Below are 23,420 nucleotides of genomic sequence, written 5' to 3' on the forward strand. Positions count from 1 at the left end.
GCAATCTACTTGTCAGCCATCTGCACGCGTACGCCGCCCGGCACAGTCAGGGCCGCGGTCAGCTGCGTCACAGCGGCATAGGCCTGCTCGTACGGCGTACCGCTCGGGTGCAGCGTGAACACCGCGACAATGGTCCGGTCATCCGCTCCGACCGTCCCCGTCGTATGCAGAGCGTCGTTGACCAGGTCCACCACGGACCGCGGCTTCGCCTTGTCGGACCGGTACCCGCTGGACCCGTGGAACCCGGACCAGCCCTGTTTGATGCTGTAGCCCGTCTCGAAGACCGATGCGATCCCGAAGTACTGGTCGAAGCCGTCCGTGCCGTGGCGGGTCGCCTGGTGCAGCTGTCCCATCACGTACTCACGCACGGGCAGCGGAGCGTCCTCCAGCAGGTAGCGGTAGATCCGCACGGTGTCGGCGGCCGTGATCGCGACGTACCCCCAGAAGCCCGGGTGACTGGCCGGCGGGCCGGCTGTGTGCGTCAGACCGAGCCGCTTGACCATGCGATCGACAATGGCGGCACCGCCGAGCTGCTCCCAGTAGTAGCTAGCCGCGTCGTCGTCACTGCTCCGCAGCATGACGTCGAGCCGCTCCCGGTCGGCAGGCGGTACGTCGTACTCCGGACCGCGGTCCCAGAAGAAGTCCAGCACGATCAGCAGCTTCACCACCGACGCCGACCGGAACTGCCGGTCGGCGTCCTGCTGGTGGACGAACTGCCCTGCTTCGCGGTCGAACACGGCGATGCCGGCGGTCAAGGTCATCTGAAACCTACTCACAACTGGACGGATTCCTGAGTGAGCAACTTTCACCGGCCGGGCGGTTCCAGTTCAACCCCTGAACCGTCAGTCGAAGATCGGGCCGCGGTCCCGGGTGCGCTTGATCTCGAAGAAGCCCTCGGTGCCGGCCACCAGGCGGACGCCGTCCCAGAGCTTGCCGGCCGCCTCGCCCTTGGGCGCCGGCGTCACCACCGGACCGAAGAACGCGGTGCCTTCCACCGAGATCACCGGCGTACCGACCTCCATGCCGACCTGGTCCATGCCGGCGTGGTGCGACTTCTTGAGCGCGTCGTCGTACCGGTCGGTGTCCGCGGCCTCGACCAGCGACGCCGGCAGACCGACCTCCTCGAGCGCCTCGGTCAGTACGGCGTCGTCCTTGCCGCCGCGGCCCTCGTTGTGGATCCGGCGGCCCAGAGCGGTGTAGAGCGGCAGCAGCACCTCGTTGCCGTGCGCCTGCTCGGCGGCGATCAGCACTCGGGTACGACCGATCAAGCGCTCCCAGTTGGCGTCGTGCTCCATACGCTCGTCGTTCAGGACGGCGAGGCTCATCACGTGCCAGGTCGTCTTCACGTCCCGGACCTGCTCGACCTCGAGCATCCAGCGGGACGTCATCCAGGCCCAGGGGCAGGCCGGGTCGAACCAGAAATCTGCAGAGGCAGTCATATTCACCATCATACAAAGTTGAAGGAATGGTTATACCGACTCGGTATCCAATACCCAATGTCGGGGGGAAACCCGCATCCAAGCCGTCAGCCAGGTGCATAGGATGCCGACATGCCTGGAACCAACCTGACGCGCGACGAAGCGCGTTCCCGTGCGGGCGTGGTCAGTGACGTGAGCTACGCCATCGAGCTCGATCTGGCCAACGCCCCGAGTGGCGCCCCGACGTACCCGTCGGTGACCACCATCACGTTCGCGGCCACCGCCGGCGCGAGCACGTTCGCCGACCTGATCGCGGACAAGGTCCGCGAGGTGACGCTGAACGGCGTCACCCTCGATCCGGACGTGGTGTACGACGGCGCCCGCATCCAGCTCGACGGACTGGCCGAGCGCAACGAGCTCACCGTGGTGGCGGACTGCCTGTACTCACGGACCGGTGAAGGGCTGCACCGCTCGGTCGACCCGGCCGACAAGGAGACCTACCTCTACACCCAGTTCGAGGTGCCGGACGCCCGCCGGGTGTTCGCCACCTTCGAGCAGCCCGACCTCAAGGCCCCGTTCACCTTCACCGTTTCCGCACCGGCCCGCTGGGTCGTCATCTCGAACGCCCCGACGCCCGAGCCCACGCCGTACCAGGGCGAGAACGGCGAGGAGCTGGCCCGCTGGGAGTTCCCGCCGACCGAGCGGATCTCGACGTACATCACCGCGGTCGTCGCGGGTCCGTACCACGTGGTGACGGACGTGTACGAGGGTCCGCACGGGACGTACCCGTTGTCGCTGCTGTGCCGTCCGTCGCTCAAGGAGGCGCTGGACGTCGAGGACCTGTTCGAGGTCACCAAGCAGGGCTTCGCGCTGTTCGAGGAGGCGTTCGGTACGCCGTACCCGTTCCACAAGTACGACCAGGCCTTCGTGCCGGAGTACAACATGGGCGCGATGGAGAACGCGGGCTGCGTGACGCTGCGCGACGAGTACCTGTTCCGCAGCCGTACGACGCACGCGGAGCTGGAGGCGCGCGCCAACACCGTGCTGCACGAGCTGGCGCACATGTGGTTCGGCGACCTGGTGACGATGACCTGGTGGGACGACCTGTGGCTGAACGAGTCGTTCGCCGAGTGGGCCAGCCACTGGGCCCAGGTGGTCGCGACGTCGAAGTACTCCGACGCGTGGACGACGTTCTGCAACGCCCGTAAGAACTGGGCGTACCGGCAGGACCAGCTGCCGTCGACACACCCGATCGCGGCCGACATGATCGACTTCCACGCGGTCGAGGTGAACTTCGACGGCATCACTTACGCCAAGGGCGCGTCGACGCTGCGCCAGCTCGTCGCGTTCGTCGGTGAGGACACCTTCGTCACCGCGCTGAAGGAGTACTTCCACGACCACGCGTTCGGCAACACCGAGCTGACCGATCTGCTGAAGCCTCTCGAGAAGGCGTCCGGCCGCGACCTCGACGACTGGACCGAGCGGTGGCTGCGGACCGCGGGCGTGAACACGCTGCGCGCCGACTTCGCCGTCGACTCCGCCGGCGCCTTCACCTTCTTCGCGATCGAGCAGACCGCGACCGAGAAGTTCCCGGTCCTGCGGCCGCACCGGCTCGCCGTCGGCCTGTACCGGCGTACCGACGAGGGTCTGGTCCGGACCGAACGGTTCGAGGTGGACATCGACGGGCCGCGGACCGAGCTCCCCGAGCTCACCGGAGCGACGCAGCCGGACCTGGTGCTGCTGAACGACGACGACCTCACCTACGCCAAGATCCGGCTGGACGAGCGGTCGCGGGCCACGCTGGTGGAGTCGATCGACCAGCTCACCGAGTCGTTGCCGCGGGCGCTCGCCTGGGGCTCGACCTGGGACATGACCCGGGACGCCGAGATGCCGGCCAGCCAGTACGTCGGCATCGTGCTGCGCGGCATCCGGGCCGAGACCGATCTGACCGGCGTCCGCTCCCTGCTCAACCAGGCGAGCAGCGCCATCAACCAGTACGCCGCCCCGCAGAACCGGCCCGCCCTGCGCGCGCAGTTCGAGGAGGAGCTGGCTGGTCTCGTGGCCGGCTCCGAGCCGGGCAGCGACCACCAGCTCGCCTTCGTCCGGGCCTACAGCTCGGCGGTGTTCTCGAACGCCGGCGGCGACCGGCTCGCCGGATGGCTGGAGGGTCGCGACCTGCCGGAAGGCCTGGTCGTCGACACCGACCTGCGCTGGACGCTGATCGTGGCAATGTCCCGGCTCGGCCGCATCGGTGCGGACGAGATCGACGACGAGCTCACCCGCGACACCACGATCACCGGTCAGGAGCGGGCCGCGCAGGCCCGTGCCGCCCGGCCGACCGTGGAGGCGAAGGAAGAGGCCTGGCGGATCGCCGTCGAGTCCGAGGACACTCCGAACGAGACCCAGTTCCGGACCATCCTCGGCTTCCAGCAGCCGGGCCAGGAGGACCTGCTGCGGCCGTACGTCGACAAGTACCTGAACGCGGCCAAGGACGTGTACACCCGGCTGGGCTCGTCGATGGGCGAGAACGTGCTGGTGTACCTGTCGCCGCGGCACCTGGCCGACCAGGCGGCGCTGGACGCGCTCACCGGCTGGCTGGCCGCGGAGTCGTCGTCCGTCGACGCTCCGACGCTCCGGTACGTCACCGAGGCCCAGGCGGACCTGACCCGCGCGATCGCCGCGCAGGCGCAGGACGACGTCGCCTGATCGATGTTTCTGACAGGGCCGGTCTCATGCGAGACCGGCCCTGTCGCGTTGAACCTCGCAGTGCGGTAAGACTGGACCGGTGCCCGCCTCTGACCCCGCCCTGGCCGGTGCGGCAGCTGTTGCGCTGACCGGACTCGCAGACGCGTACCGACCCCGCCCCATCACCCCACTGATGCCCTGGCGGTACGCCAACCGCCTGGTGAAGCCGTACGTCGTCACGGCACGCGGACGGCAGTGGGACGACCAGATGGTCGACCACGCCCGCAGCACCGCCACGCGGCAGCTCGAGTTCGACGACGCGATGGGGTCCGTCGGACTCGGTGTCGTCGTACTGCACCTCGGCGACGACGGCGTCTACCTGGTGGTGCAGAGCTGGGCGAAGGACTTCCAGTCCCGCTTGAGCATCTTCAGCGGCATGGACGTCGACGACCTCCGGCCGGCTCCGATCGGCGCTGCTCCGTGCGTGTGGGAGCTGGAGGTGCTCAGCCACGAACGTACGTCGTACGTGAACCACATCCTCTCCGCCGACGTCGACGTCGACTCCTGGCTCGAAGACGCCCTGGACACCCGCCCCGAACCGCACCCCCACGGCATCCCCTCCGGCACCTAGGAACATCGCGATTTCGTACCCGCCCGACTGCGTTCGGTGAGGGTCAAACGATTGTTGGTCAGCGGATCGTGAGGTGGCGTGTGCGGTGCGCGATTCCCTTGTGGAGAAAGAGATTCTCGCCACGTGAGAGACGCTCACTTACTCAGTGGTTCGGTTTAAGCTGCACCGGATACCCATCTAAGGGTTGTCTGGGGAGGGGCCCAAGCCGTGACACGCGTCGACCACCGGAAGCCGCCCGCGCGGGCTGCCCGGAGACAGCACAGGTCCGCGGACAGGCATAGTGCGCCCAGCGCGCGCCCGCGGAAGGCACAGCGTTCGCACAGTGCCATCGGAGCGGCGATCGTGGCCAGCCTGGCGATGGTCGCGGTGTTCGCGTTCATCCTCACCCGGGGTACGGCGTCGGACACGCCGGCCGACGGGCTGCGCATGGGTTCGGGCACCGACAACGGTGCGGCTGCACCGGCCGAGCCGACCGCCAGCGCCACGGGGAGCGCCACGAAGGCGGACCGGAAACCACCAGTGTCTGCTGCGGCACCGAACCCGTCGGCGAAGGCTCAGACGACCACACCGCCGGCCGTGAACACCGGACCGACCTCACCGAGGTTCAAGCAGGGCCAGTGGATCGCGATGATGGACAAGTACCCGGCCGACGCGGGTCAGATGGCCAAGGACACCGCAACCAGGATCACGCGGGCCGGCATCCCGGCGAAGGCCATGCTGGTCGACGGCCAGTACCCGGGCATCACGAACAGCTCGCTGGCACCGGTCACCGGCACCTGGGTGGTGTACCTCGGCCCGGGCACGTCCTCGGAGCAGATCCTCAACCTGTGCCTGGACCCGCGCACGCAGGCGGCGTACCAGAGCGCCTGCCCGACCTACGAACCAGCAGGCTGAGGTCCTAGGTCAGGTGCTGTGTCCGTCGCGAGCCGGGCGTGCAGGTGCGAGTCGTGACGCTGCCCCGTCACCTCGACGTAGTAGTCACGCATCACGCCTTCGAGCTGGAAACCGGCGCGTAGTGCGACGTGGCATGACCCCTCGTTGACCAGTGAGTGGTCGAGCGAGATGCGGTGCAGCCGTAGGCCGCTCGTGAAGCCCCACCGCGCGGCTGCGTCGAGCGCGCGAGCGCCCAGCCGGCGGCCACGGGCCACCGGACTCACCCAGTACGCCGCGACGGCCTGGTCGGGGACGCGGTGGACGTCCCGGAGTGCCACGTTGCCGATCACCTGATCGGTCTCCGCGTCGGCGATCGCGAAGACCGCGTTGCCGCGCGCCCAGCCGTCGATGCGCGGCTCCAGCCAGCGGCGGGCACGCTTGTCGGCGGGTGAGCTGATCACCGCCGTACCCGCGGTCCAGCGCAGGATGCCTGGATCCTGCAGGGCCAGCGCCACCGCGGGCTCGTCGGACGCCACGAACGGGCGGAGCACTACGTCGCCCAGGTCGATGCGATGCGGCTCCAGGGCGGCCACGTCAGAGCTTGTGCGCCTCGTCGTTGGCGTGCAGCATCGGCGGCTGATGCGCGTGCGTACCCAGCTGCTGTACGCCGGTCACCAGGCCGCCGGTCAGGTCACCCGTGGCGAACGACGTCTGCATCGTCAGCGCGGCCAGACCCGCGGACGAGTCCGACAGCTGCCGCTTGGCCAGCTCGCCGATGACGATCTCGAGACGCCGGCCGGCCGGGTCGACGTACACCAGGACCGTGCGGTCCGGGTCGTCCAGCTCGTTCAGCAGCTCGATGGCGAACGGACGGGTCTCCGAGTCCGCGCCGCCGACGTACACCGAGAAGTGCAAGCCGGAGGTCTCCTCGGCGTACCGGACCGCTTTCTCGATGTCGTAGAGCTGGTCCGGGGTGAATGCGTCACCAGCTGGCACTTGCGCCTCCGAGCGTGCGGGCGACGCCGGTGGCGGCAGTCGCGGTGGAACCGGGCGCGCTGGTCAGCTCAGGCAGCTCGGGCAGGTTGGCCGGGTCCGGCTTGGTCGCCGTCGGTCCGTTGATCCAGACCGGTGGGGCCCACCACGACAGGCCCGGGCGGTACCGCGGCCCGTTCGCGATCGACGACGCGAACACCAGCAGCGCCAGCACGGCGATGACCAGCACAGGAATCCCGACGAACACCAGCAACGAGTGCCCGGACAATTCGACAATCACGGCCTGAAGCCTAGTACGCGCCGTACGGGAGGAGCCGACGCCCCTCCCGTATGACCCTCAACAGCTCAGCAGCCGCCGCAGTTGTAGTACGTGATGTCCCAGTGGCTTCCTTCGTCGGCGTAGATGTTGCCGGCGCCGGAGCGCCACTGGGCGGCGCCGTCACCGCGGTCGGCGATCCGGGTGAACGTGTTGTGGATGTAGTTGCCGACACACGTGTACTTCGAGATGTCGACCTTGTACCCGTTCCAGTGGCTGTACGTGCCGCTGGCGTGGCCCACCTCGGTGCCACCGGTGATGTTGACCGCGCACCCGCTCGCGGTCTTCAGCGTGCGGACGCCGTACACCGTGCTGTCGTTGATCTGCTCGAACGAGGTGCAGGTGGAGTTGTAGCGGTCGGAGCAGCCGCCGCTGGACGACCAGGTGAGGCCCGCGGCCCGGAAGATCGAGGTCGCCTGCGAATGCGTCAGCTTGGTCAGGGCGGACGCCTGCTCGACCGCCACCACACCGGGCAGCAGGCCGACGACCACGGCGACGAGAGGTACGGCGACGCGACGGAGCAATGACTTCATGGGGACACTCCTTGAAATATGGGGCGGTTATTTCAAGGAGTGCACTGCCCAAGAAAGTTATTGGCGAAACCTCAGGTTGAATCAGAAATTAACATCCGAACACTGGTAGAAGGCGTTTGCGGTATCGGCGATCGTCCAGACCGCGAGGATCATGTGCCGTCCGGACCGGCCGGTCGGGATAGTGCCCGGATGCGACACGTCGCTGGGTGGCCGGGCGCCGTTCATAGCGACGGTGAGGAACGGATTCAGGTCGAGTGCGGACCGGGTCAGCGGCTGCGTCGGATCCCAGCCCTGCTTGGTCATGTAGTACTTGAAGTCGGTGGTCGAGTGCGCCGCGGTCAGGTGCCACGAGAACGTGAACCCCTGACCACCCTGGAGCTGTGTGGCCGGCCAGGCCCCGCCGCGCTGATCGTCGAGCTCGGCGAACTGACCGAGCCCCGCCGAGCAGAGCGTCCCGTCCGCGGGGCCGCTCTGCGGGAAGCCCTTGGGGCCTTCGACACTCTGCGGCTCCCACTGGATCTGCCCGCAGTTCGTGACGACCCCGTCCTGACAGTTCTTGGCCCGGCTGGCCGGCCCGGTGGTATATCCGTGGCCGTAGGCGAGCGGAACCGACGTACACACCGTCAAGGCGAATGCTCCGACGGCAATTCCGGCCATGCTGAGTTTCCGTTTTCGCAGCATGCGAACTCCTGCACTGTTGGGGCGGTGGACAGTGAAGGAAGGGCGCCTCTCCTGCTCAATAGAAAACAACCGTTCAAATCTATTGTCAACGGTTCGTGAGCAGGTGAATACGGAAAGCTAGATATTGAGCGAGCCGATCAAGCGACGGAGACGCTGGTTGTTCGGCAGGTCCTCGACCAGCACGGGCTCGCCTTCCGGACCGCCGAGCGGCACCCGCCAGTTCGGGTATTCGTCCGTGGTGCCGGGCTGGTTCTGCGTACGGCGTTCTCCGACGGCATCCGTCAGCGCGACACCGACGAGCTTGGCCGGCGTGTGCGCGACGTACCGGTGCATGGCCTCGACGATCCGCGCGACGTCGCCGTCCGTGTTGCTGAGCAGATGGCGCTCCCGGAGTGCGTTGAGCCAGGCGTCACGGTCCGCCTCGTCGACTGCGAGTTCCTCGTCCACAGGGCGAGTCAACAGACCAAGGCGGTTCCGCAGCTCCACGTGGTCGCCTGCGAGGTACCCGGCGGTCGGCGGCAGGTCGTGGGTGGTGACAGTGGCCAGGCACAGCTCCCGCCACCGCTCCGGTGCCAGCGGCTTCCCATCGGCATCCCGCTCGAACCACAACACCGACGTACCGAGAATGCCGCGTTCTGTCAGGTAGTCGCGCACCCAGGGCTCTACGGTCCCTAGGTCCTCACCGATCACAGTCACGCCGGAACGCTGCGCCTCCAGCACCAGGATGCCGACCAGTGCCTCATGGTCGTACCGCACGTAGGTGCCCTCGGTAGGCCGCTCCGGCGACGTCACCCACCACAGCCGGAACATCCCGAGGATGTGGTCGATCCGCAGCCCGCCACCATGCCGCATCACCGCACGCACCAGGTCCCGCCAAGCGGCGTACCCGGTCTCAGCCAGCGCGTTGGGCCGCCACGGCGGCTGCGACCAGTCCTGGCCCTGCTGGTTGAACGCGTCCGGCGGTGCACCCACGTGGATGTTCTGCGCGAGCACGTTCTGCAGCGCCCACGCGTCCGCACCATCCGGATGCACACCGACGGCCAGGTCGTGTACGACGCCCAGCGACATGCCGGCCGCCTTCGCACGAGCCTGTGTCCGCGCGAGCTGCTCGTCGAGCTGCCACTGGAGCCAGCAGTGGAACTCCACGGCATCCGGGTTCTCGTTGCGGAAGGCAACAACCTCCGGTGTCGTCGGTTCCTGTAGCTCCTCGGGCCACTTGCTCCACTCGGGCCCGTGCACGTCGGCGATCGCGGCCCACGTGGCGAAGTCGATCAGCCCCTGACTCTCCCGGTCGCAGTACGCGCCGTACTCCGCGATCCGCCCCACCGACGGCTGCACGCGGAACAGCACCTGCAGCGCCTCACGCTTGGCCGCCCACACCGTGTCCCGGTCGAGCGCCGTCGAGTCCTCGCTGAGCGCCCGCGCCTGCAGCGCCAGTGTCCGGACCCGGTCGCGTTCCGCGGGGGCCAGGTCGCCGTACTCGTCGACGTCCTCGATCCGCAGGTAGATCGGGTTCCCGAACCGCCGCGACGCCGGCAGGTACGGCGAGGGCTCCATGCGGCCCGCCAGCTCCGCAGCGTGCAGCGGGTTCACCAGTACGAAGCCGGCGCCCAGGTCATGCGCCGACCACGCCGCCAGGTCGGCCAGGTCATGCAGGTCACCGATACCCCAGGAGCGCCGGGAGCGAACGGAGTACAGCTGCAGCACCCAGCCCCAGGTCCGGTGCAGGTTCTCCGGCTCCAGCTTCGTCGGCGTCACGATCAGCGTGCTGACCGAGATCTCCGGGTTGGTACCGACCCGCGCGCACAACCGGTGGTACCCGAGCGGCAGGTCCCCCGGCAGCTGGAACGTCGCTTCACCGACCTGTACCCCGTCGATCCACTCTGGCTCGACCAGGTGGTCCTGCTGCGGGATGTCCCGCCGCTGACCGCCGTCCTCGAGGTCCACCCACACCTCCGCCGACGACCCGTGCGGCAGGTGTACGGCGAACCAGGGGGTCCAGCCCTCCCTCATCACCACGGTGGCGGGCAGCGTACGACGCCAGCGCGCCTGCTGGTGCTCGGCCAGCGCCAGGGCCGCCTTCTCCGGTGTCGACGCGTCCACACCGAGTGCCGCGAGTACGTCGGCCACGACCTCGCTCGAGACGACCACATGCTCGCCCTGCCAGTTCCAGTACTCCGTCGCCACGCCATGGGCAACCGCTAGCTCGACAAGGGCCGGAGTGGGAGCAGTCACCCCAGCGAGTCTGCCGCATCAACCGCGTCAACGGCCAAACGGCGCGCGTTGCGTTACTCGTTCGAGCGGCGGCGGCTGAGCATCAGTACCGCCAGTAGGAGGACTGCGCTGGCTACGACGAGTCCGATGGCCACGCCGGCCAGGTTGTCGGTCAGCTGGTAAAGCGCCGTCGGCCAGATGACCAGGAGGATCGAGCAGCCCACCACGGCGTACGCCGAACGCCGTGTCCGCCCGTAGGCGACCAGCAACGCCGCAGGTCCCGCCGTACCGACTGCGAGCGCCATGATCTCGCCGCGCTCCTGCACCAGCCAGCAGATCGAGGAGCTGAACATCGCGGCTCCGGCCAGTGACCACGACGTCACCTGATCGCGCACCAGGCCGAGCATCGCGAACACGAACGCCACCAGGATGAATCCGGTCCCGGCGATGCCCGCGCTGTTGGTGGCCGACCCGGTGTCCGGAGTGAGGACATCTGCCGTGATCACCAACACACCGACGGCCAGGATCCCGAACGTTGCCACCAGCAACGAAGGCTCCTTGAGCCACCACAACCCGGCGGCGGCCAGCGCCAGCGCGACCGCCACCCCGACGACCCGTCCGGCCTCCCCCTCGACCGCCACGAACGTCGCGAACCCGGCCACGCAACACCCCAGCGCCGCGAGCGCCGAACTCAACTGTTCCCGGCGCCGCAGCAGCGCCAGCACCACGGCCGAACCGAGCAGGACGACCGCGGCCGCCGTACCGGTGGTGATCCGCGCGGCGCGGCCCATTTCGCCCCAGTTCGCCAAGGTCAGGAGCGCGACCGCACCGAGCAGCAGCGCGCCGCCGATGTAGCCGAGCACCTCGACCAGCGCGCTGGTGTGGGCAGCGGCGGGCGGCTCCTCCTCCTCGGCCGGCTCAGGCCCTTCAGGCTCCCGCTGCGGACGCGGACGGCCCGGGTCGGCGAGCGCTGCGTCGATCTCCGCGTCGGCGGCGTCCCGGATCGACTCGGCCTGGTACTGGCGCAGCACACCAGCACTCACGAGCCTGGACAGCTCGTCGTCCAGCCGGCTCGACATGCGATCGCGTCTCCTTGTCAGCCCTACTAACATCAGGCGGCGAGATGCCTATTCTGACCAGCTACCTTGTGTCCTTAGTCAGTCACCCCCTGTTTTCACCGTTGCTGAGCCTGCCGGACGCCTTCCCGACGTTCTTCCGGACCGGCAACGACGGCAAGCTGGAGGTGACCGACCAGGTCGTGGTCGTGCCTGCCCGGATCGCCGGCCTGATCATCGGCTTCTTCCTACTCCGCTGGGTGCTGCACAAGGTGATCCGGCGGTTCGCCCGGCGAACCGGGAACGGCGCTGTCGCAGGGGTGCTGTCGAAGTCCAGGATCGGTCAGGACTTCGTCGAGAACACGCTCGCGAGTGAGCGCCGCGCCCAGCGCGCCCAGACGATCGGCTCGCTCCTGAGCAGCATCGTGACGATCGTGCTGGCCGCCGTCCTGGTGGTGATGGTGCTGGCCGAGCTCGGCTTCAACATCATGCCGGTGATCGCGTCCGCGAGCATCATCGGCGTGGCGCTCGGGTTCGGCGCGCAGACGCTGGTGAAGGACTTCCTGGCCGGCGTGTTCATGATCTTCGAGGACCAGTACGGCGTCGGCGACCTGATCGATATGGAGAAGGCGACCGGCGTCGTCGTCGCGGTCGGCCTCCGGATCACCACCCTGCGCGGCGAGGACGGCACCACCTGGTATGTCCGCAACGGCGAGGTGCTCCGGGTCGGCAACCTGACCACGCGCGACCCGAACAGCGCCGCCTCCTCCGGCGTCGGCTCCGGCACCGAGAAGGAGGAAGAAGTCAAGACCGACGAAAGTGTGGCGAGCGGTAAGCAGGACGAAAACCAACGCTGAGGTACAGGCGCTCAGCGTCCGAGCCCTCGACCACCTGCAACGTGAGCCGCCCACCGGCCGCGTCGCGGCGCGCCTGCGCGAGCAGCCGCGTCGCCAGACCCCGGCCGCGGTACTGCGGTTTGGTCGCGACCGCGTAGACGCCGGCGACCGGCCCGGTCCGCAGTACCAACGTGATCGCCGCCGGATCGCCGTCCACGCGGAGCAGGTAGAGCGACTGGTCGGGCGCCCGGTAGTTCCGCAGGGCCTGCTCGACGAACATCTGTTGCCACCAGTCGTAGTCCGGCTCCCCCACCTCGAGAAACGCCGCACTCTGCACCTGTGCGAACCCCACCGCGTCCGCCTCCGAGCGGATCGCCGCCACGGGCTCTCCAACCGCTGACCCGGCCGGCGCCTCCATGTGCACCAGCACCTCGGCAGCCTTGAACCCCGCCGCGGCCAACCGCTCTTCCCACCCCGCTCCGCTCCCAGGCACGAGCCGAACCGTCCGCACACCGGCCGGAATCTCCGCATCGGGCGTGAGCGGTATCCACGCAGAGAACTCCTCCGACTCCCCAACCACCTCGATCGCCTCAGCGGACCGCCGTACCGAACCGCGATGGGCAGCGAGGAAGGCGAGGTGATTGTCGAGCAACGCATCGAGCATGCGCAGAGTCTGCACCGCCCCACCGACAAAACGCATCCCGCGCAGAACTCTGCGCGGGAGGCGTTCGGGCCGGTGGCTCAGGCGGTGAAGGTGACGTCCAGGGTGATGGTCGTTCCGGTCAGCGCCTGGGAGACCGGGCAGTTCTTCTTGGCGCCCTCGGCGAACTCGGCGAACTCGTCGGCGGTCAGGCCGGGGACGTTGCCGTTCACGGACAGCTTGATGCCGGTGATGCCCTCACCGGGCTGGAAAGTCACGTCGGCCTGGGTGTCCAACGAGGCCGGCGGGTTGCCGGCCTGCGCGAGCGCGTGCGACAGCGCCATCGAGAAGCACGCCGAGTGCGCGGCGCCGAGCAGCTCCTCGGGGCTGGTCCGGCCGCTGGCCTCCGGCTCGGTGCGCGCGGCCCAGGTCACGTCGAAGGAGCCGAGACCGGACGACTCCAGGTTGACCTGACCGCCGCCCTCCAGCAGCGAGCCTTCCCAGTGGGCCTTGGCGGTACGGGTAGCAGCCATGCTCGTGTTTCTCCTTAGAAGGTTCAGCGGCCGGACACGTCGATCGCGCCCGGGTACTGCGGTTCGTCGGTGTTCACCATGCTGTGCGCGGCCATCACCATGTAGCGCCAGATCTCCTCGTCCCGCTCCGGGGTCAGGCCGAGCTCGTCGAGCGCGGCCCGCATGTGGCCGAGCCAGCGGTCCCGTGCGGTCGGGGTGACGGCGAACGGGGCGTGCCGCATCCGCAGCCGGGGGTGCCCACGCTGCTCGGAGTACGTCTTGGGGCCGCCCCAGTACTGCTCCAGGAACATCCGGAAGCGCTCCTCGGCCGGACCGAGATCCTCCTCCGGGTACATCGCCCGCAGTTCCGGGTCGGCGGCAACACCGCGGTAGAACGCTGCCACCAATCGGTGGAAGGTCTCCGCCCCACCGACGGCGTCGTAGAAGCTCTGCTGCTCAGTCATCTCGGACCTAGTCTCTCAAGTGGTCACAAGATGCTTCAGCAGGGCTGCCCGTTCGGGGTCTCCGAGGGCTCGTTTCGCGTGCGTCGTCCCGTCCACTGCGACGATCACAGACTCCGCCTTGGCGTACACGTCCTCCGACTCGCCACTGCGATCGACGATCCGCGAGCCCAGCGTGTACGACGACGTACCGACGGATGCGATCCACACGTCCACGTCGTACGGCGGGTGCCGCAGCAGGATCGGCCGCAGGTAGTCGACGGTCTGACTGACCAGCACGCACGGGTACTGCGCGAAGAAGTCGCCCGTGGTCTCCATCACCTGCCCGAGGAACGCGATCCGGGCCTCCTGCAGGTAGTCGAAGTACCGCACGTTGTTCACATGGTCGTACGAGTCGATGTCCGACCACCGGACGAGGACAGGATGGGTGAAGGTCATGCGCCCACCAGCTTCTCGAGGGCCTCGCGCTCGACCGGGGTGATCCGGCGCAGGCGGTTGGCCGCGAAGTCGAACGGGACCAGCTTGGTCTTCGCCTCGACATAGGTACGGCGTTCCGGTTCGGCGTCGAGGATCTCGTAGTCGACCGTGAACGACGCGGCCCGGATCTCGCTGATCCAGAGCTCGATCCGCACCGGTTCGGGCCGGAAGTGCAGCGGCGCGCGGTACTGCACCTCGTGCCGGGCCACCAGCAGGCCGGTCTCGAGGTTGTCGGCGCCGAGCTCCTTGGCGGTCCGGAACAGGAAATCGACGCGGGCGTCCTGGAGGTAGTCGACGTACCGGCCGTTGTTCACGTGTCCGAGCGCGTCCATGTCGCCCCAGCGCAACGGGCAGTGGTAGACGTGGCGGTTGTGATGATCCACACGACGATCATGTCATCCGGGGCACTACCCCGGTGACTGACCGTGGGTAATGTCATCTTCGGCAGACCAGTGCACCGATTGGAGTGGTGGATGAGCACGCAGCGGGTGGCGATCGTGACCGGGGCAGCCCGGGGAATCGGCGCGGCCGTCGCGCAGCGGCTCGCGGCGGACGGTAACGCCGTCGCGGTCATCGACCTCGACGAGGGCGCCTGCGACGCGACCGTGAAGGCGATCACCGAGGCCGGCGGCAAGGCGATCGGCGTCGGCGCCGACGTCAGCAAGTCCGACCAGGTCACGGCTGCGGTCGAGCGGGTCGTCGCGGAGCTGGGCGCACCGACGATCCTGGTCAACAACGCCGGCGTACTGCGCGACAACCTGCTGTTCAAGATGTCCGAGGACGACTGGGACACGGTCATGTCGGTGCACCTCAAGGGCAGCTTCCTGATGTCGAAGGCCTGCCAGGCGCACATGGTCGAGGCCAAGTACGGACGGCTCGTCTTCCTCTCGTCGACCTCGGCGCTCGGCAACCGCGGCCAGGCGAACTACGCGTCCGCGAAGGCGGGCCTGCAGGGTCTGGCGAAGACGCTCGCGATCGAGCTGGGCAAGTTCGGCGTCACCGCGAACGCGATCGCGCCGGGCTTCATCGAGACCGACATGACCGCGGCCACCGCGGCCAGGGTCGGCGTCGACTTCGAGGAGTTCAAGAAGGCCACCGCCGCCACCATCCCGGTGAACCGGACCGGCAAGCCGGAAGACATCGCCGCCGCGGCGTCGTTCTTCTGCAGCGAGGAGGCCGGCTTCGTGTCCGGCCAGGTTCTGTACGTCGCCGGCGGACCCCGCAACTAACAGGGAACTGAGGAGAAGCCGACATGCCGCAGACGTTCGACGGCGTCGACGAGGTCGTGCACGCGGTCGGAACGCCGCTCGGCGAGACCGCGTGGCTGGAGATCACCCAGGAGCAGGTGAATCAGTTCGCCGAGGCGACCGGTGACCATCAGTGGATCCATGTCGACGTCGAGCGGGCCGCCAAGGGTCCGTACGGCGGAACGATCGCGCACGGCTACCTGACGCTGAGCCTGATCGCCCGCTTCGGCGAGGAGCTGTTCAAGGTCGAAGGTGTGACCGCGAAGCTCAACTACGGCGTCAACAAGGTCCGCTTCCCCGCCCCGGTCCCGGTCGGCAGCCGGGTCCGCGCCGGCGCGTCGATCGCGAACGCGGTGCAGACCCCGGCAGGCATCCAGGTCTCCCTCAACTGGGTGATCGAACTGGAGAACTCCACCAAGCCGGCCTGCGTCGCGGAAACCGTCGTACTGCTGGTTCCCTAGAGCGGGCAGATGAGCACCGCATGCGTGGCGATGCGGGCGTAGCCGAGCCATTCGTTGACGGCGAGCATCGGCGCGTTGCCGTCGTAGTTGGCGGTGTACGCGCCCTGCACGCCGGCCGCGGCGGCGCGGTGCAGCGCGGCGGTCTTGACCAGCTTGGCGAGGCCGCGACCGCGGTACTCCGGCAGCGTGGACGTCATCCTCGACCAGATCTTGGTGCCGTCGCCGTGGTTGCGGGTGAACGCGATGATCCGGCCCTCGTGCCTGGCGGCGACGCTCACAGCGTGCATCAGGTCGGGTGAGTTCCAGATGTCGGCGAGCCATCCGTCGTACGGCTGGGAGGAGATCTTGGCGTCGCCCGGCTTGGTGCGCTGGGCGACCTCGTCGGCGGCGTGCAGCAAGCGCGGATCGACCTCGGTGAACGGGATCAGCTCCACCTCGCTCGGGACCTCGGGAAGGTCCGGCGCCTTGCGCGGGTCGATGCCCGCGTAGTGCACCTGCCGGGTCTGCCGGTAACCGAACCGCGCCGCCCATTCCACAGTGCCCGGGTCGGCGAACACCCGCGCCGACGTGGCTCCCGCCGCCCGCAGGCCGGCATGGATCTCCCCGAGCAGCCGCGTACCGATCCCTTGGCCGCGGTACTCCGGCCGGACCAGCAACCGCAGCTCGCCGTCCAGCGGGTCGGATCCGCCGATCAGGCCGCTCGACGCCCAGCCCACCAGGCCGCCGTCGTCCACCGCCACGAACGACCCGCGCCCGGCGTCGGCCGGCGTCGCCAGCCGACGGGTCAACGCACTGCGCGTGATCACCAGATACGGAACGAGCGCATCGTGCATCGCCACCGCTGCGTCGACATCCCCCGGACCCGCTGCCCTGATCTCCATCCGAACTCCTTGGGAACTCCAACGACGAAGTCCCCCGGAAGGTAACGTTTCTTCAGGTGCATACCGGAGGGAAACTGATTGCAGCTCTGTTTCAGAGGGTTCTGAGCAGGCCCATCTCGGTCTGCACCCGCCGGTACCCGAGCCAGTTGTTGACGGCAAGCATCGGGCCGTTCTCGTCGTCGTTGGAGGTGTACGCCGCTGTGATCCCGGCGGTCGCCGCACGCCGCAGAGCGACCGACTTCACCAGCTTCGCCAGCCCTCTCCCGCGGTACCCCGGAATCGTGCCGGTCATGCCCGACCACATCCGGTCACTGTGCGTCTCGACCACCGTGAACGACGCCATCTCGTCGCCTGCCATCGCGGCGACACTGAGCGACTTGTCCATCGCCGGGCCGTTCCAGATCTCTTCCAGCCACCGGTCGTAGTCGACCGAGTCCAGCGGCGAGTCACTCGGCTCGTCCAGCGAGGCGATCGCGTCGGCCGTGTACGCCGCGTGCGCATCCACGGTGTCGAAGGCGACGAGTTCGATCCCCTCGGGCGTCTCCGGTGGCTCGGGCAACGACGTCAGCTCGACGCCGGAGAAGTGCATCTGGCGCGTCCCGTCGTACCCGAGGTTGCGGGCGAACTCGAGGCCCTCGGGCTGGACGAACGTCCGCACCCGGATCGCTCCGACCTCGGTGAGGTGCTGGTGCAGTCGCTCGGCGAGCTCGCTGCCGATGCCCTGCTTGCGCTGCTCCGGGTGCACGAAGATGCTCAAGTGGGCCTGGCCCGGATCGCTCGTCCAGACGTTCAGGCCGGCCGACGCCCAGGCGACGACCTCGCCGTCGCGTTCGGCGACCAGCGGCAGGAACCGCTCCCCCGGCGACTGGACGGTGAGCATGTGCCGCGTCGCCGCGGGCGACATGACCTTGTACGGCGCTACTACCCGTCGTACCGCTGCCACTGCCTCGGCGTCGTCTGCCACGGCCTGCCGTACCACCGCCCGGGTCCTCATGCTCCCGGACCTTAGCCAGCGCGCCGTACCCACGCCACGCATTAACAACCAGCAACGTGATCGCAACGGCGGCGAGTCTCTTGTGATTCGGCTGTGTAGCGGACTCGTACTAAAGTGGCGCGGTGCTGTCGGACTGATCGCCCCGACCGCCGGAAGTGCCATCGTGGTTCCACGCGACGGGGTCACCGGCGGCGGGGCGTCCGCATTTACCCTTGACCTCTCGCGGCCGTCAGGCGTAAACAGCCACCATGCAGATGACCGATGGAGCGGCAGCCGCCCGCACCCTCGCCGGCCTGATGGTCGCCGACAACCCGCGCCCCGAGTACGCCGACGCATTCCGGCCGTTCGCACCGCTGATCGGCAGCTGGGACCTCGACGTCGCCTGGTACGACGACAGCGGCGCGATCACCCGGCAGACGAAGGGTGAGTGGCACTTCGCCTGGGCGCTCGACGGCCGCGCGGTCGCGGACGTCTGGATCACCCCGAGCCGGGCCGCGCGAGCCACCGACGGCGACGGTGAGTGGGGGCTGTCGATTCGCATCTACGATCCGGAACTGCAGGCGTTCCGCTCGACCTGGATGGGCCCGAAGGCGGCGTTCGTCATGCCGTTCATCGCGCACGCGACCGCGGACACCATCACCCTCGAGTCACAGATCGCCAACACCCGCTGGGAATTCACCGGCATCACCGCGACCGGCTTCCACTGGCGCAACGAGGACCTCGATGCCGAGGGCAACGTCATCCTGCGCCAGACCTTCGTGGCCACCCGTCAGCCGTAGGTCGCCAGGGCGGCCTGGGCCAGCTCCAGCATCCGGGCGCGCAGATCGCCCGGTTCGAGCACCTCCAGGTCGCCCGCGAATCCGAGCAGTACGCCGCACGCCGCCTCGCGGATCCGGAAGTGCAACCGCAAGTGCGGCCACTCGTCGTCCGACGGCACGTCGCGCGCCACCTCACCCTTGGCGAGCATCGGCGAGGCGATCCGCCGGATCAGCTCCACCTTCTCCGGCCGTACCCGGACCAGTACGTCGACTCCGACGGGTGCCTGCCGCTCGAGTCCGGACCGCAGCCGCTCCCATTCGGCGCGGACGTCCAAACCATCGGGCCGTTCCGCCGCCTCTTCGAGTACGTCGGCCTGCTCGACCCGAGACACCCGGTACATGCGCGCCGCCCCGCGATGCGCCGCCACCAGGTACCACCGCCCCGCCTGCTCGACGAGCCCCCACGGGTCGACAGTTCGTTGCTGAACGCCCTCACTCGCCGACGCGTACCGCAGTCGCACCCGTCGACGCTTGACGACGGCCTGCCGCAGTACGGGCAACGCACCGGTGTCCTCCGCCTCCGCGAACCACCGCCGCCGGTCCACGACGATCGCACCGGACAACGCGTCCACGTCTCCCTGCAGCTCCACCGGCAACGTCGCGGACAGCTTCCCCATCGCCGAGTGCAGCGCATCCTGCAGCCCGAGCTCCTCCGACAACGCCGCCCGCCCAGACCACGCGAACAACGCCTGCGCCTCTCGCGGCGTCAGCTCACTCACGTCGGCGCGATACCCAGGCAGCAACACACAGCCCCCGTTGCGCCCCCGCTCGGAGTACACCGGTACGCCGGCCGCGGACAACGCCTCCATGTCGCGCATGACCGTCCGCGTCGACACCTCCAGCCGCTCGGCGAGGTCCCGCGCGCTCAACCGCTCATGCCGCTGCAGCAACAGGATGATCTGCAACAACCGGTCCGCTCGCATGCCGTCAACAATATGGGACAGAAGATGTCGTATATACCCCTGGAAGCTGTCTCCATGACCAACGACCCACGCGCACTGTTCGTCCGCGCCCTCGACCAGACCGAGCACCTCGTCAACACCACCGGGCCCGACGACCTCGACCTACCGACCCCCTGCGACGAGTACGACGTCCGCACACTGCTGGGCCACCTGCTGACCGTCGTCGCGCGCATCGACCTCGCATTGAACGGCGGCGACCCGCTGACGATTCCGGTGGTGACAACTGGCGTCGACGACGTGCCGGCTGCCTGGAAGGAACGCCGGGTGTCACTGGACGACACCCTCGCCGACGACGCCGTACTCGGCCAGATCTGCAAGCTGCCGTGGGGCACCCTGCCCGGCGCAGCTGCCATCGCTGCGTACACAGGTGAGCTCACCACGCACTCCTGGGACCTGGCGAAGGCCACTGGTCGTCTCGACCAGCTGGACGACGCTCTGGCGACGCAGGTGCTTCCGATGGTGCGCCAGTACGTCCCGGCCGAGCAGCGCGGCGGGCACGTTCCGTTCGGCCCGGTAGTACAGGTGTCTGCCGACGCGTCGCCGTACGACCAACTGGCTGGCTGGCAGGGCCGCCAGCCCTAGGCGATCCCGCCGTTCAGCATCAGGCCGCCGTCGATGGTGATGGTCTGGCCGGTGATCCACGACGCCTCGTCGGACAGCAGGAACCACACCAGCGAGGCGACGTCCTCCGGCCGGCCCAGCCGACGCAGCGGGTACGTCGACGCCACCTTGTCCTCACGCCCTTCGTAGAGCGCTCCGGCGAACTTGGTCTTGACCACCGCCGGAGCCACGGCGTTCACCCGGATCTCCGGAGCCAGCTCGACGGCCAGTTCCTGCGTGACCCGGGACAGCATCGCCTTGGTCGCTCCGTACCACCCGATGCCCGGCGACGGCCCCAGACCGGCCACCGAGGACAGGTTGACCACGGCCCCGCCGTGGGCGCGCATCCACGCGTCCCGGCAGGCCTTCACCCAGGCGATCGTGGCCAGCACGTTGGTGTCCACCATCTTGGCCGCGACCGTCTGGTCGACGTCCAGCAGCTTCCCGTAGATCGGGTTGATGCCGGCGTTGTTGACCAGCAGATCCACCGATCCGTACGTCGCCACCGCCGCGGCCACGACCGCGCCCCGGTGCGTCGGGTCGGCCGCCTTCCCGGCCACGGCCAGCGCGTGCTTCCGGCCGCCCAGGGTCTTGACCGCCTCGTCGAGGGTCTCCTGGGTCCGGCCGGTGATGACGACGCGAGCGCCATCGGCCACCAGGCGCTGCGCGATCGCCAGCCCGATACCGCGGGACGCTCCGGTGACGATCGCCGTTCGGCCGTCCAGCGCCATCAGCTGAGGCGCTCGAGAACGATCGCCATCCCCTGACCGCCGCCGACGCACATCGTCTCGAGACCGAACTGCTTGTCCTCGAACTGCAGGCCGTTCACCAGCGTGGTCATGATCCGCGCGCCGGTCGAACCGAACGGGTGGCCGAGCGCGATCGCCCCGCCGTGCACGTTCAGCTTGTCCTCGTCGATGCCGAGCTCACGCGCCGACCCGATCACCTGGACCGCGAACGCCTCGTTGATCTCGACCAGGCCGATGTCGCTGATGCTCATCCCGGCCCGCGCCAGCGCCTGCTTCGACGCCTCGACCGGACCGAGGCCCATGATCTCCGGCGACAGCCCGCTGACCCCGGTCGACACGATCCGCGCCAGCGGCGTCAGGCCGAGCTCGCGCGCCTTGGTGTCGCTCATGATCACGACCGCTGCAGCGCCGTCGTTCAGCGGGCAGCAGTTGCCGGCCGTCACAGTGCCGTCGGGGCGGAACACCGGCTTGAGCTGGCTGACCTTCTCCAGCGTCGTACCGGCACGCGGTCCGTCGTCCTTGCTCACCACGGTCCCGTCCGGCAGCGTCACCGGCGTGATCTCGCGCTCGAAGAACCCGTTGTTGATCGCCTTCTCGGCCAGGTTCTGCGAGCGGACGCCGAACACGTCCTGGTCCGCGCGGCTGATACCCCGCAGCGTCGCCACGTTCTCGGCGGTCTGCCCCATCGAGATGTAGATGTCGGGGATCAGCCCGTCCTCGCGCGGGTCGTGCCAGGTGTCGTTGGTCTCTGCGTACTTCTCGGTCCGCGCGACCGCGTCGGTGAAGACCTCGTTGAACGAGCTCGGGTCACCGACCCCGGCCGAGCCGAAGTTCTTGTACCGCGAGACACACTCGACGCCCGCGCTGACGAAGATGTCGCCCTCACCGGACTTGATCGCGTGGTACGCCATCCGCGCGGTCTGCGTCGACGACGCGCAGAACCGGTTGACCGTGGTCGCCGGCGTGTTGTCCCAGCCCAGCTGGACCGCGACCCGACGCGCCATGTTGCCGCCGTGCTCGTCGTGCGGCTCCGCGCAGCCGAGCGCCAGGTCCTCGATCTGGTCACCGGTCAGCCCGACCTTGCTGACCGCCGCGTTGATCATCTGTACGGCGAGGTCGTCCGGCCGGATCGTGGTCAGCGACCCCTTGTGCGCACGGCCGATCGGCGAGCGGGCCGTGGACACGATGACTGCTTCAGGCATTGCAGGTCCTCCCTAGAGGCCAGTTCACAGGCCCAAGTCGCGGCCGATGAGTTCCTTCATGATCTCGTTCGAGCCGGCCCAGATCTTGGTCACACGGGCATCGCGCCAGGCGCGGGCGACCCGGTACTCGTTCATGTAGCCGTACCCGCCGTGCAGCTGGACGCACGCGTCCAGGATCTCGTTCTGCACGTGGGCGCTCCACCACTTGGTCTTCGCGGCGTCGACCGCGGACAGCCGGTCCTCGTCGTGCGCGACGATCGCGTTGTCGACGTACGCCTGCGTGACCTCGGCCTTGGTGACCAGCTCGGCGACCAGGAACTTGTTGTACTGGAACGAGCCGACCGGCTGGCCGAACGCCTTGCGCTGCTTCACGTACTCGATCGTCTCGTCGAGGATCTGCGTCGCGTGCGCGATGTTCGACACCGCGGCGCCGACGCGCTCCTGCGCGAGCCGCTCCATCATGTGGATGAAGCCGCGGTCCACCTCGCCGAGCACGTTGTCGTCACCGACGAACACGTCCTCGAAGAAGAGTTCCGACGTACCGGACTCGGTCTGGCCAACCTTGTCGAGCTTGCGGCCGCGGGCGAAGCCCTCCATGCCCTCCTCGACCACGAACAGCGTGATGCCCTTCGCGCCCTTCGACGGGTCGGTCCGCGCGGCGACGATGACCAGGTCGGCCATGTCGCCGTTGGTGATGAAGGTCTTCGACCCGTTCAGCACCCAGCCGCCGTCGGCCTTCTTCGCGGTCGTCTTCAGCGCGGCCAGGTCCGAACCACCCGACGGCTCGGTCATCCCGATCGCGGCGACGTACTCACCGGCGCAGAACTTGGGCAGCCAGCGCTGCTTCTGCTCCTCGGTCCCGAGATCCACGAGGTACGGCGCGCAGCAGTCGTAGTGGATGCCGAAGCAGCTCGACAGCGACGCGGAGACCTTCGACACCTCCTCGGCGAACACCGCGTTGAACCGGTAGTCGCCGACGCTCGATCCGCCGTACTCCTCCGGCACGTCCAGCCCGAGGAAGCCCTGCTTGCCGGCCTCCAGCCAGGCAGCGCGGTCGATCGTCTTCTCTTCGAGGAACTGGTCCATCCGCGGCACCAGCGAGCGTTCGCAGTACTCCTTGGCGCTGGCTCGGAATGCGTGGTGATCCTCGTTGAAGATGACGCGCTCCATGAGGCCTCCCC

The 23,420-nt window shown here is 68.5% G+C and carries 28 protein-coding genes; 8 read left to right on the top strand and 20 right to left on the bottom strand.

What is annotated here, in order from left to right; genetic code table 11:
- Nucleotides 1-5: 5 nt before the first annotated feature.
- Together EV649_RS05860 and EV649_RS05865 are read right to left on the bottom strand one after the other, a co-directional pair.
- Nucleotides 6-761, bottom strand: a complete 756-nt coding sequence (locus EV649_RS05860; protein ID WP_241997747.1) for a class A beta-lactamase-related serine hydrolase — start codon at nucleotides 759-761, stop codon at nucleotides 6-8.
- Between the two features lie 81 nt (nucleotides 762-842).
- On the bottom strand, nucleotides 843-1,439 hold the full coding sequence (locus EV649_RS05865) for a DsbA family protein (RefSeq protein ID WP_130381231.1): 597 nt from the start codon (nucleotides 1,437-1,439) through the stop codon (nucleotides 843-845).
- 111 nt (nucleotides 1,440-1,550) lie between these two features.
- Here EV649_RS05865 and pepN point away from each other — a divergent pair, with 111 nt between their 5' ends.
- The 3 genes from pepN to EV649_RS05880 all read left to right on the top strand — a co-directional run bounded on the left by pepN (nucleotide 1,551) and on the right by EV649_RS05880 (nucleotide 5,628).
- Complete coding sequence (pepN, locus tag EV649_RS05870; protein WP_130381233.1) at nucleotides 1,551-4,124, top strand: aminopeptidase N; 2,574 nt, start codon at nucleotides 1,551-1,553, stop codon at nucleotides 4,122-4,124.
- A gap of 79 nt (nucleotides 4,125-4,203) precedes the next feature.
- Nucleotides 4,204-4,734 (top strand): hypothetical protein, encoded by a 531-nt coding sequence (locus tag EV649_RS05875; protein WP_130381235.1) that lies wholly within the window; start codon nucleotides 4,204-4,206, stop codon nucleotides 4,732-4,734.
- Nucleotides 4,735-5,076: 342 nt separating this feature from the next.
- Complete coding sequence (locus EV649_RS05880) at nucleotides 5,077-5,628, top strand: hypothetical protein (protein WP_130381237.1); 552 nt, start codon at nucleotides 5,077-5,079, stop codon at nucleotides 5,626-5,628.
- On the opposite strand, the gene EV649_RS05885 is transcribed toward EV649_RS05880, so the two are convergent.
- The 7 genes from EV649_RS05885 to EV649_RS05915 form a co-directional block, all read right to left on the bottom strand.
- Nucleotides 5,610-6,200, bottom strand: coding sequence for a GNAT family protein (locus EV649_RS05885; protein ID WP_130381239.1), 591 nt, complete (start codon nucleotides 6,198-6,200; stop codon nucleotides 5,610-5,612). The genes EV649_RS05880 and EV649_RS05885 overlap by 19 nt on opposite strands.
- 1 nt (nucleotide 6,201) lies before the next feature.
- Nucleotides 6,202-6,603, bottom strand: coding sequence for a DUF5130 family protein (locus EV649_RS05890; RefSeq protein WP_241997749.1), 402 nt, complete (start codon nucleotides 6,601-6,603; stop codon nucleotides 6,202-6,204).
- Entirely contained in the window at nucleotides 6,590-6,880 is a 291-nt protein-coding gene (locus tag EV649_RS05895) for a hypothetical protein (protein ID WP_130381243.1), read from the bottom strand. The genes EV649_RS05890 and EV649_RS05895 overlap by 14 nt, the downstream gene beginning before the upstream one ends.
- Nucleotides 6,881-6,945: 65 nt before the next feature.
- Nucleotides 6,946-7,449, bottom strand: coding sequence for a hypothetical protein (locus tag EV649_RS05900; RefSeq protein WP_130381245.1), 504 nt, complete (start codon nucleotides 7,447-7,449; stop codon nucleotides 6,946-6,948).
- A gap of 81 nt (nucleotides 7,450-7,530) precedes the next feature.
- Nucleotides 7,531-8,130 carry a lytic polysaccharide monooxygenase gene (locus tag EV649_RS05905; protein WP_130381247.1) on the bottom strand — a complete coding sequence of 200 codons (600 nt, stop codon included), beginning with the start codon at nucleotides 8,128-8,130 and terminating at the stop codon, nucleotides 7,531-7,533.
- A 117-nt stretch (nucleotides 8,131-8,247) separates the two neighbouring features.
- Nucleotides 8,248-10,365: a 4-alpha-glucanotransferase gene (malQ, locus tag EV649_RS05910; protein WP_198682324.1), complete on the bottom strand. Its 2,118-nt coding sequence runs from the start codon at nucleotides 10,363-10,365 to the stop codon at nucleotides 8,248-8,250.
- A gap of 53 nt (nucleotides 10,366-10,418) precedes the next feature.
- Nucleotides 10,419-11,423 (bottom strand): DUF2157 domain-containing protein, encoded by a 1,005-nt coding sequence (locus tag EV649_RS05915; protein WP_130381249.1) that lies wholly within the window; start codon nucleotides 11,421-11,423, stop codon nucleotides 10,419-10,421.
- Between the two features lie 101 nt (nucleotides 11,424-11,524).
- On the opposite strand from EV649_RS05915, the gene EV649_RS05920 reads away from it, so the two are divergent.
- The gene (locus EV649_RS05920) at nucleotides 11,525-12,256 is read left to right on the top strand and encodes a mechanosensitive ion channel family protein (protein ID WP_241997751.1); all 732 of its coding nucleotides are present in this window, start codon (nucleotides 11,525-11,527) and stop codon (nucleotides 12,254-12,256) included.
- Here EV649_RS05920 and EV649_RS05925 read toward each other — a convergent pair.
- The 5 genes from EV649_RS05925 to EV649_RS05945 all read right to left on the bottom strand — a co-directional run bounded on the left by EV649_RS05925 (nucleotide 12,204) and on the right by EV649_RS05945 (nucleotide 14,708).
- Entirely contained in the window at nucleotides 12,204-12,899 is a 696-nt protein-coding gene (locus EV649_RS05925; RefSeq protein WP_157996185.1) for a GNAT family N-acetyltransferase, read from the bottom strand. The two genes, EV649_RS05920 and EV649_RS05925, sit on opposite strands and share 53 nt — an antisense overlap.
- 77 nt (nucleotides 12,900-12,976) lie before the next feature.
- Nucleotides 12,977-13,408: an OsmC family peroxiredoxin gene (locus EV649_RS05930; protein ID WP_130381255.1), complete on the bottom strand. Its 432-nt coding sequence runs from the start codon at nucleotides 13,406-13,408 to the stop codon at nucleotides 12,977-12,979.
- Nucleotides 13,409-13,431: 23 nt separating this feature from the next.
- The gene (locus tag EV649_RS05935; protein WP_130381257.1) at nucleotides 13,432-13,851 is read right to left on the bottom strand and encodes a globin; all 420 of its coding nucleotides are present in this window, start codon (nucleotides 13,849-13,851) and stop codon (nucleotides 13,432-13,434) included.
- 15 nt (nucleotides 13,852-13,866) lie between these two features.
- Nucleotides 13,867-14,286, bottom strand: coding sequence for an acyl-CoA thioesterase (locus tag EV649_RS05940; protein ID WP_130381259.1), 420 nt, complete (start codon nucleotides 14,284-14,286; stop codon nucleotides 13,867-13,869).
- Complete coding sequence (locus EV649_RS05945; RefSeq protein WP_241997753.1) at nucleotides 14,283-14,708, bottom strand: thioesterase family protein; 426 nt, start codon at nucleotides 14,706-14,708, stop codon at nucleotides 14,283-14,285. The genes EV649_RS05940 and EV649_RS05945 overlap by 4 nt, the downstream gene beginning before the upstream one ends.
- 90 nt (nucleotides 14,709-14,798) lie before the next feature.
- On the opposite strand from EV649_RS05945, the gene EV649_RS05950 reads away from it, so the two are divergent.
- Both EV649_RS05950 and EV649_RS05955 read left to right on the top strand, forming a co-directional pair.
- The gene (locus EV649_RS05950; protein WP_130381261.1) at nucleotides 14,799-15,554 is read left to right on the top strand and encodes an SDR family oxidoreductase; all 756 of its coding nucleotides are present in this window, start codon (nucleotides 14,799-14,801) and stop codon (nucleotides 15,552-15,554) included.
- A 23-nt stretch (nucleotides 15,555-15,577) separates the two neighbouring features.
- Nucleotides 15,578-16,033 carry a MaoC family dehydratase gene (locus EV649_RS05955; protein WP_130381263.1) on the top strand — a complete coding sequence of 152 codons (456 nt, stop codon included), beginning with the start codon at nucleotides 15,578-15,580 and terminating at the stop codon, nucleotides 16,031-16,033.
- Here EV649_RS05955 and EV649_RS05960 read toward each other — a convergent pair.
- Nucleotides 16,030-16,914 carry a GNAT family N-acetyltransferase gene (locus EV649_RS05960; protein WP_130381265.1) on the bottom strand — a complete coding sequence of 295 codons (885 nt, stop codon included), beginning with the start codon at nucleotides 16,912-16,914 and terminating at the stop codon, nucleotides 16,030-16,032. The genes EV649_RS05955 and EV649_RS05960 overlap by 4 nt on opposite strands.
- A gap of 91 nt (nucleotides 16,915-17,005) precedes the next feature.
- Nucleotides 17,006-17,908 (bottom strand): GNAT family N-acetyltransferase, encoded by a 903-nt coding sequence (locus EV649_RS05965; RefSeq protein ID WP_130381267.1) that lies wholly within the window; start codon nucleotides 17,906-17,908, stop codon nucleotides 17,006-17,008.
- 248 nt (nucleotides 17,909-18,156) lie between these two features.
- Here EV649_RS05965 and EV649_RS05970 point away from each other — a divergent pair, with 248 nt between their 5' ends.
- Nucleotides 18,157-18,687 (top strand): hypothetical protein, encoded by a 531-nt coding sequence (locus tag EV649_RS05970; protein WP_241997755.1) that lies wholly within the window; start codon nucleotides 18,157-18,159, stop codon nucleotides 18,685-18,687.
- Here the strand turns inward: EV649_RS05970 and EV649_RS05975 are convergent.
- Entirely contained in the window at nucleotides 18,678-19,649 is a 972-nt protein-coding gene (locus tag EV649_RS05975; RefSeq protein ID WP_130381269.1) for a WYL domain-containing protein, read from the bottom strand. The genes EV649_RS05970 and EV649_RS05975 overlap by 10 nt on opposite strands.
- A gap of 54 nt (nucleotides 19,650-19,703) precedes the next feature.
- On the opposite strand from EV649_RS05975, the gene EV649_RS05980 reads away from it, so the two are divergent.
- A complete protein-coding gene (locus tag EV649_RS05980; protein WP_241997757.1) occupies nucleotides 19,704-20,270 on the top strand; it encodes a TIGR03086 family metal-binding protein in 567 nt (188 codons plus the stop codon).
- Here the strand turns inward: EV649_RS05980 and EV649_RS05985 are convergent.
- From EV649_RS05985 to EV649_RS05995, 3 genes are read right to left on the bottom strand one after another with little or no spacing between them, the layout of a single operon-like run.
- Nucleotides 20,267-21,019, bottom strand: coding sequence for an SDR family oxidoreductase (locus EV649_RS05985; RefSeq protein ID WP_130381271.1), 753 nt, complete (start codon nucleotides 21,017-21,019; stop codon nucleotides 20,267-20,269). The two genes, EV649_RS05980 and EV649_RS05985, sit on opposite strands and share 4 nt — an antisense overlap.
- On the bottom strand, nucleotides 21,019-22,239 hold the full coding sequence (locus tag EV649_RS05990; RefSeq protein ID WP_130381273.1) for an acetyl-CoA C-acetyltransferase: 1,221 nt from the start codon (nucleotides 22,237-22,239) through the stop codon (nucleotides 21,019-21,021). The genes EV649_RS05985 and EV649_RS05990 overlap by 1 nt, the downstream gene beginning before the upstream one ends.
- Before the next feature lie 24 nt (nucleotides 22,240-22,263).
- Entirely contained in the window at nucleotides 22,264-23,409 is a 1,146-nt protein-coding gene (locus EV649_RS05995; protein WP_130381275.1) for an acyl-CoA dehydrogenase family protein, read from the bottom strand.
- Nucleotides 23,410-23,420 lie beyond the last annotated feature (11 nt).

This window comes from Kribbella sp. VKM Ac-2569 (assembly GCF_004216905.1).
Classification (GTDB): domain Bacteria; phylum Actinomycetota; class Actinomycetes; order Propionibacteriales; family Kribbellaceae; genus Kribbella.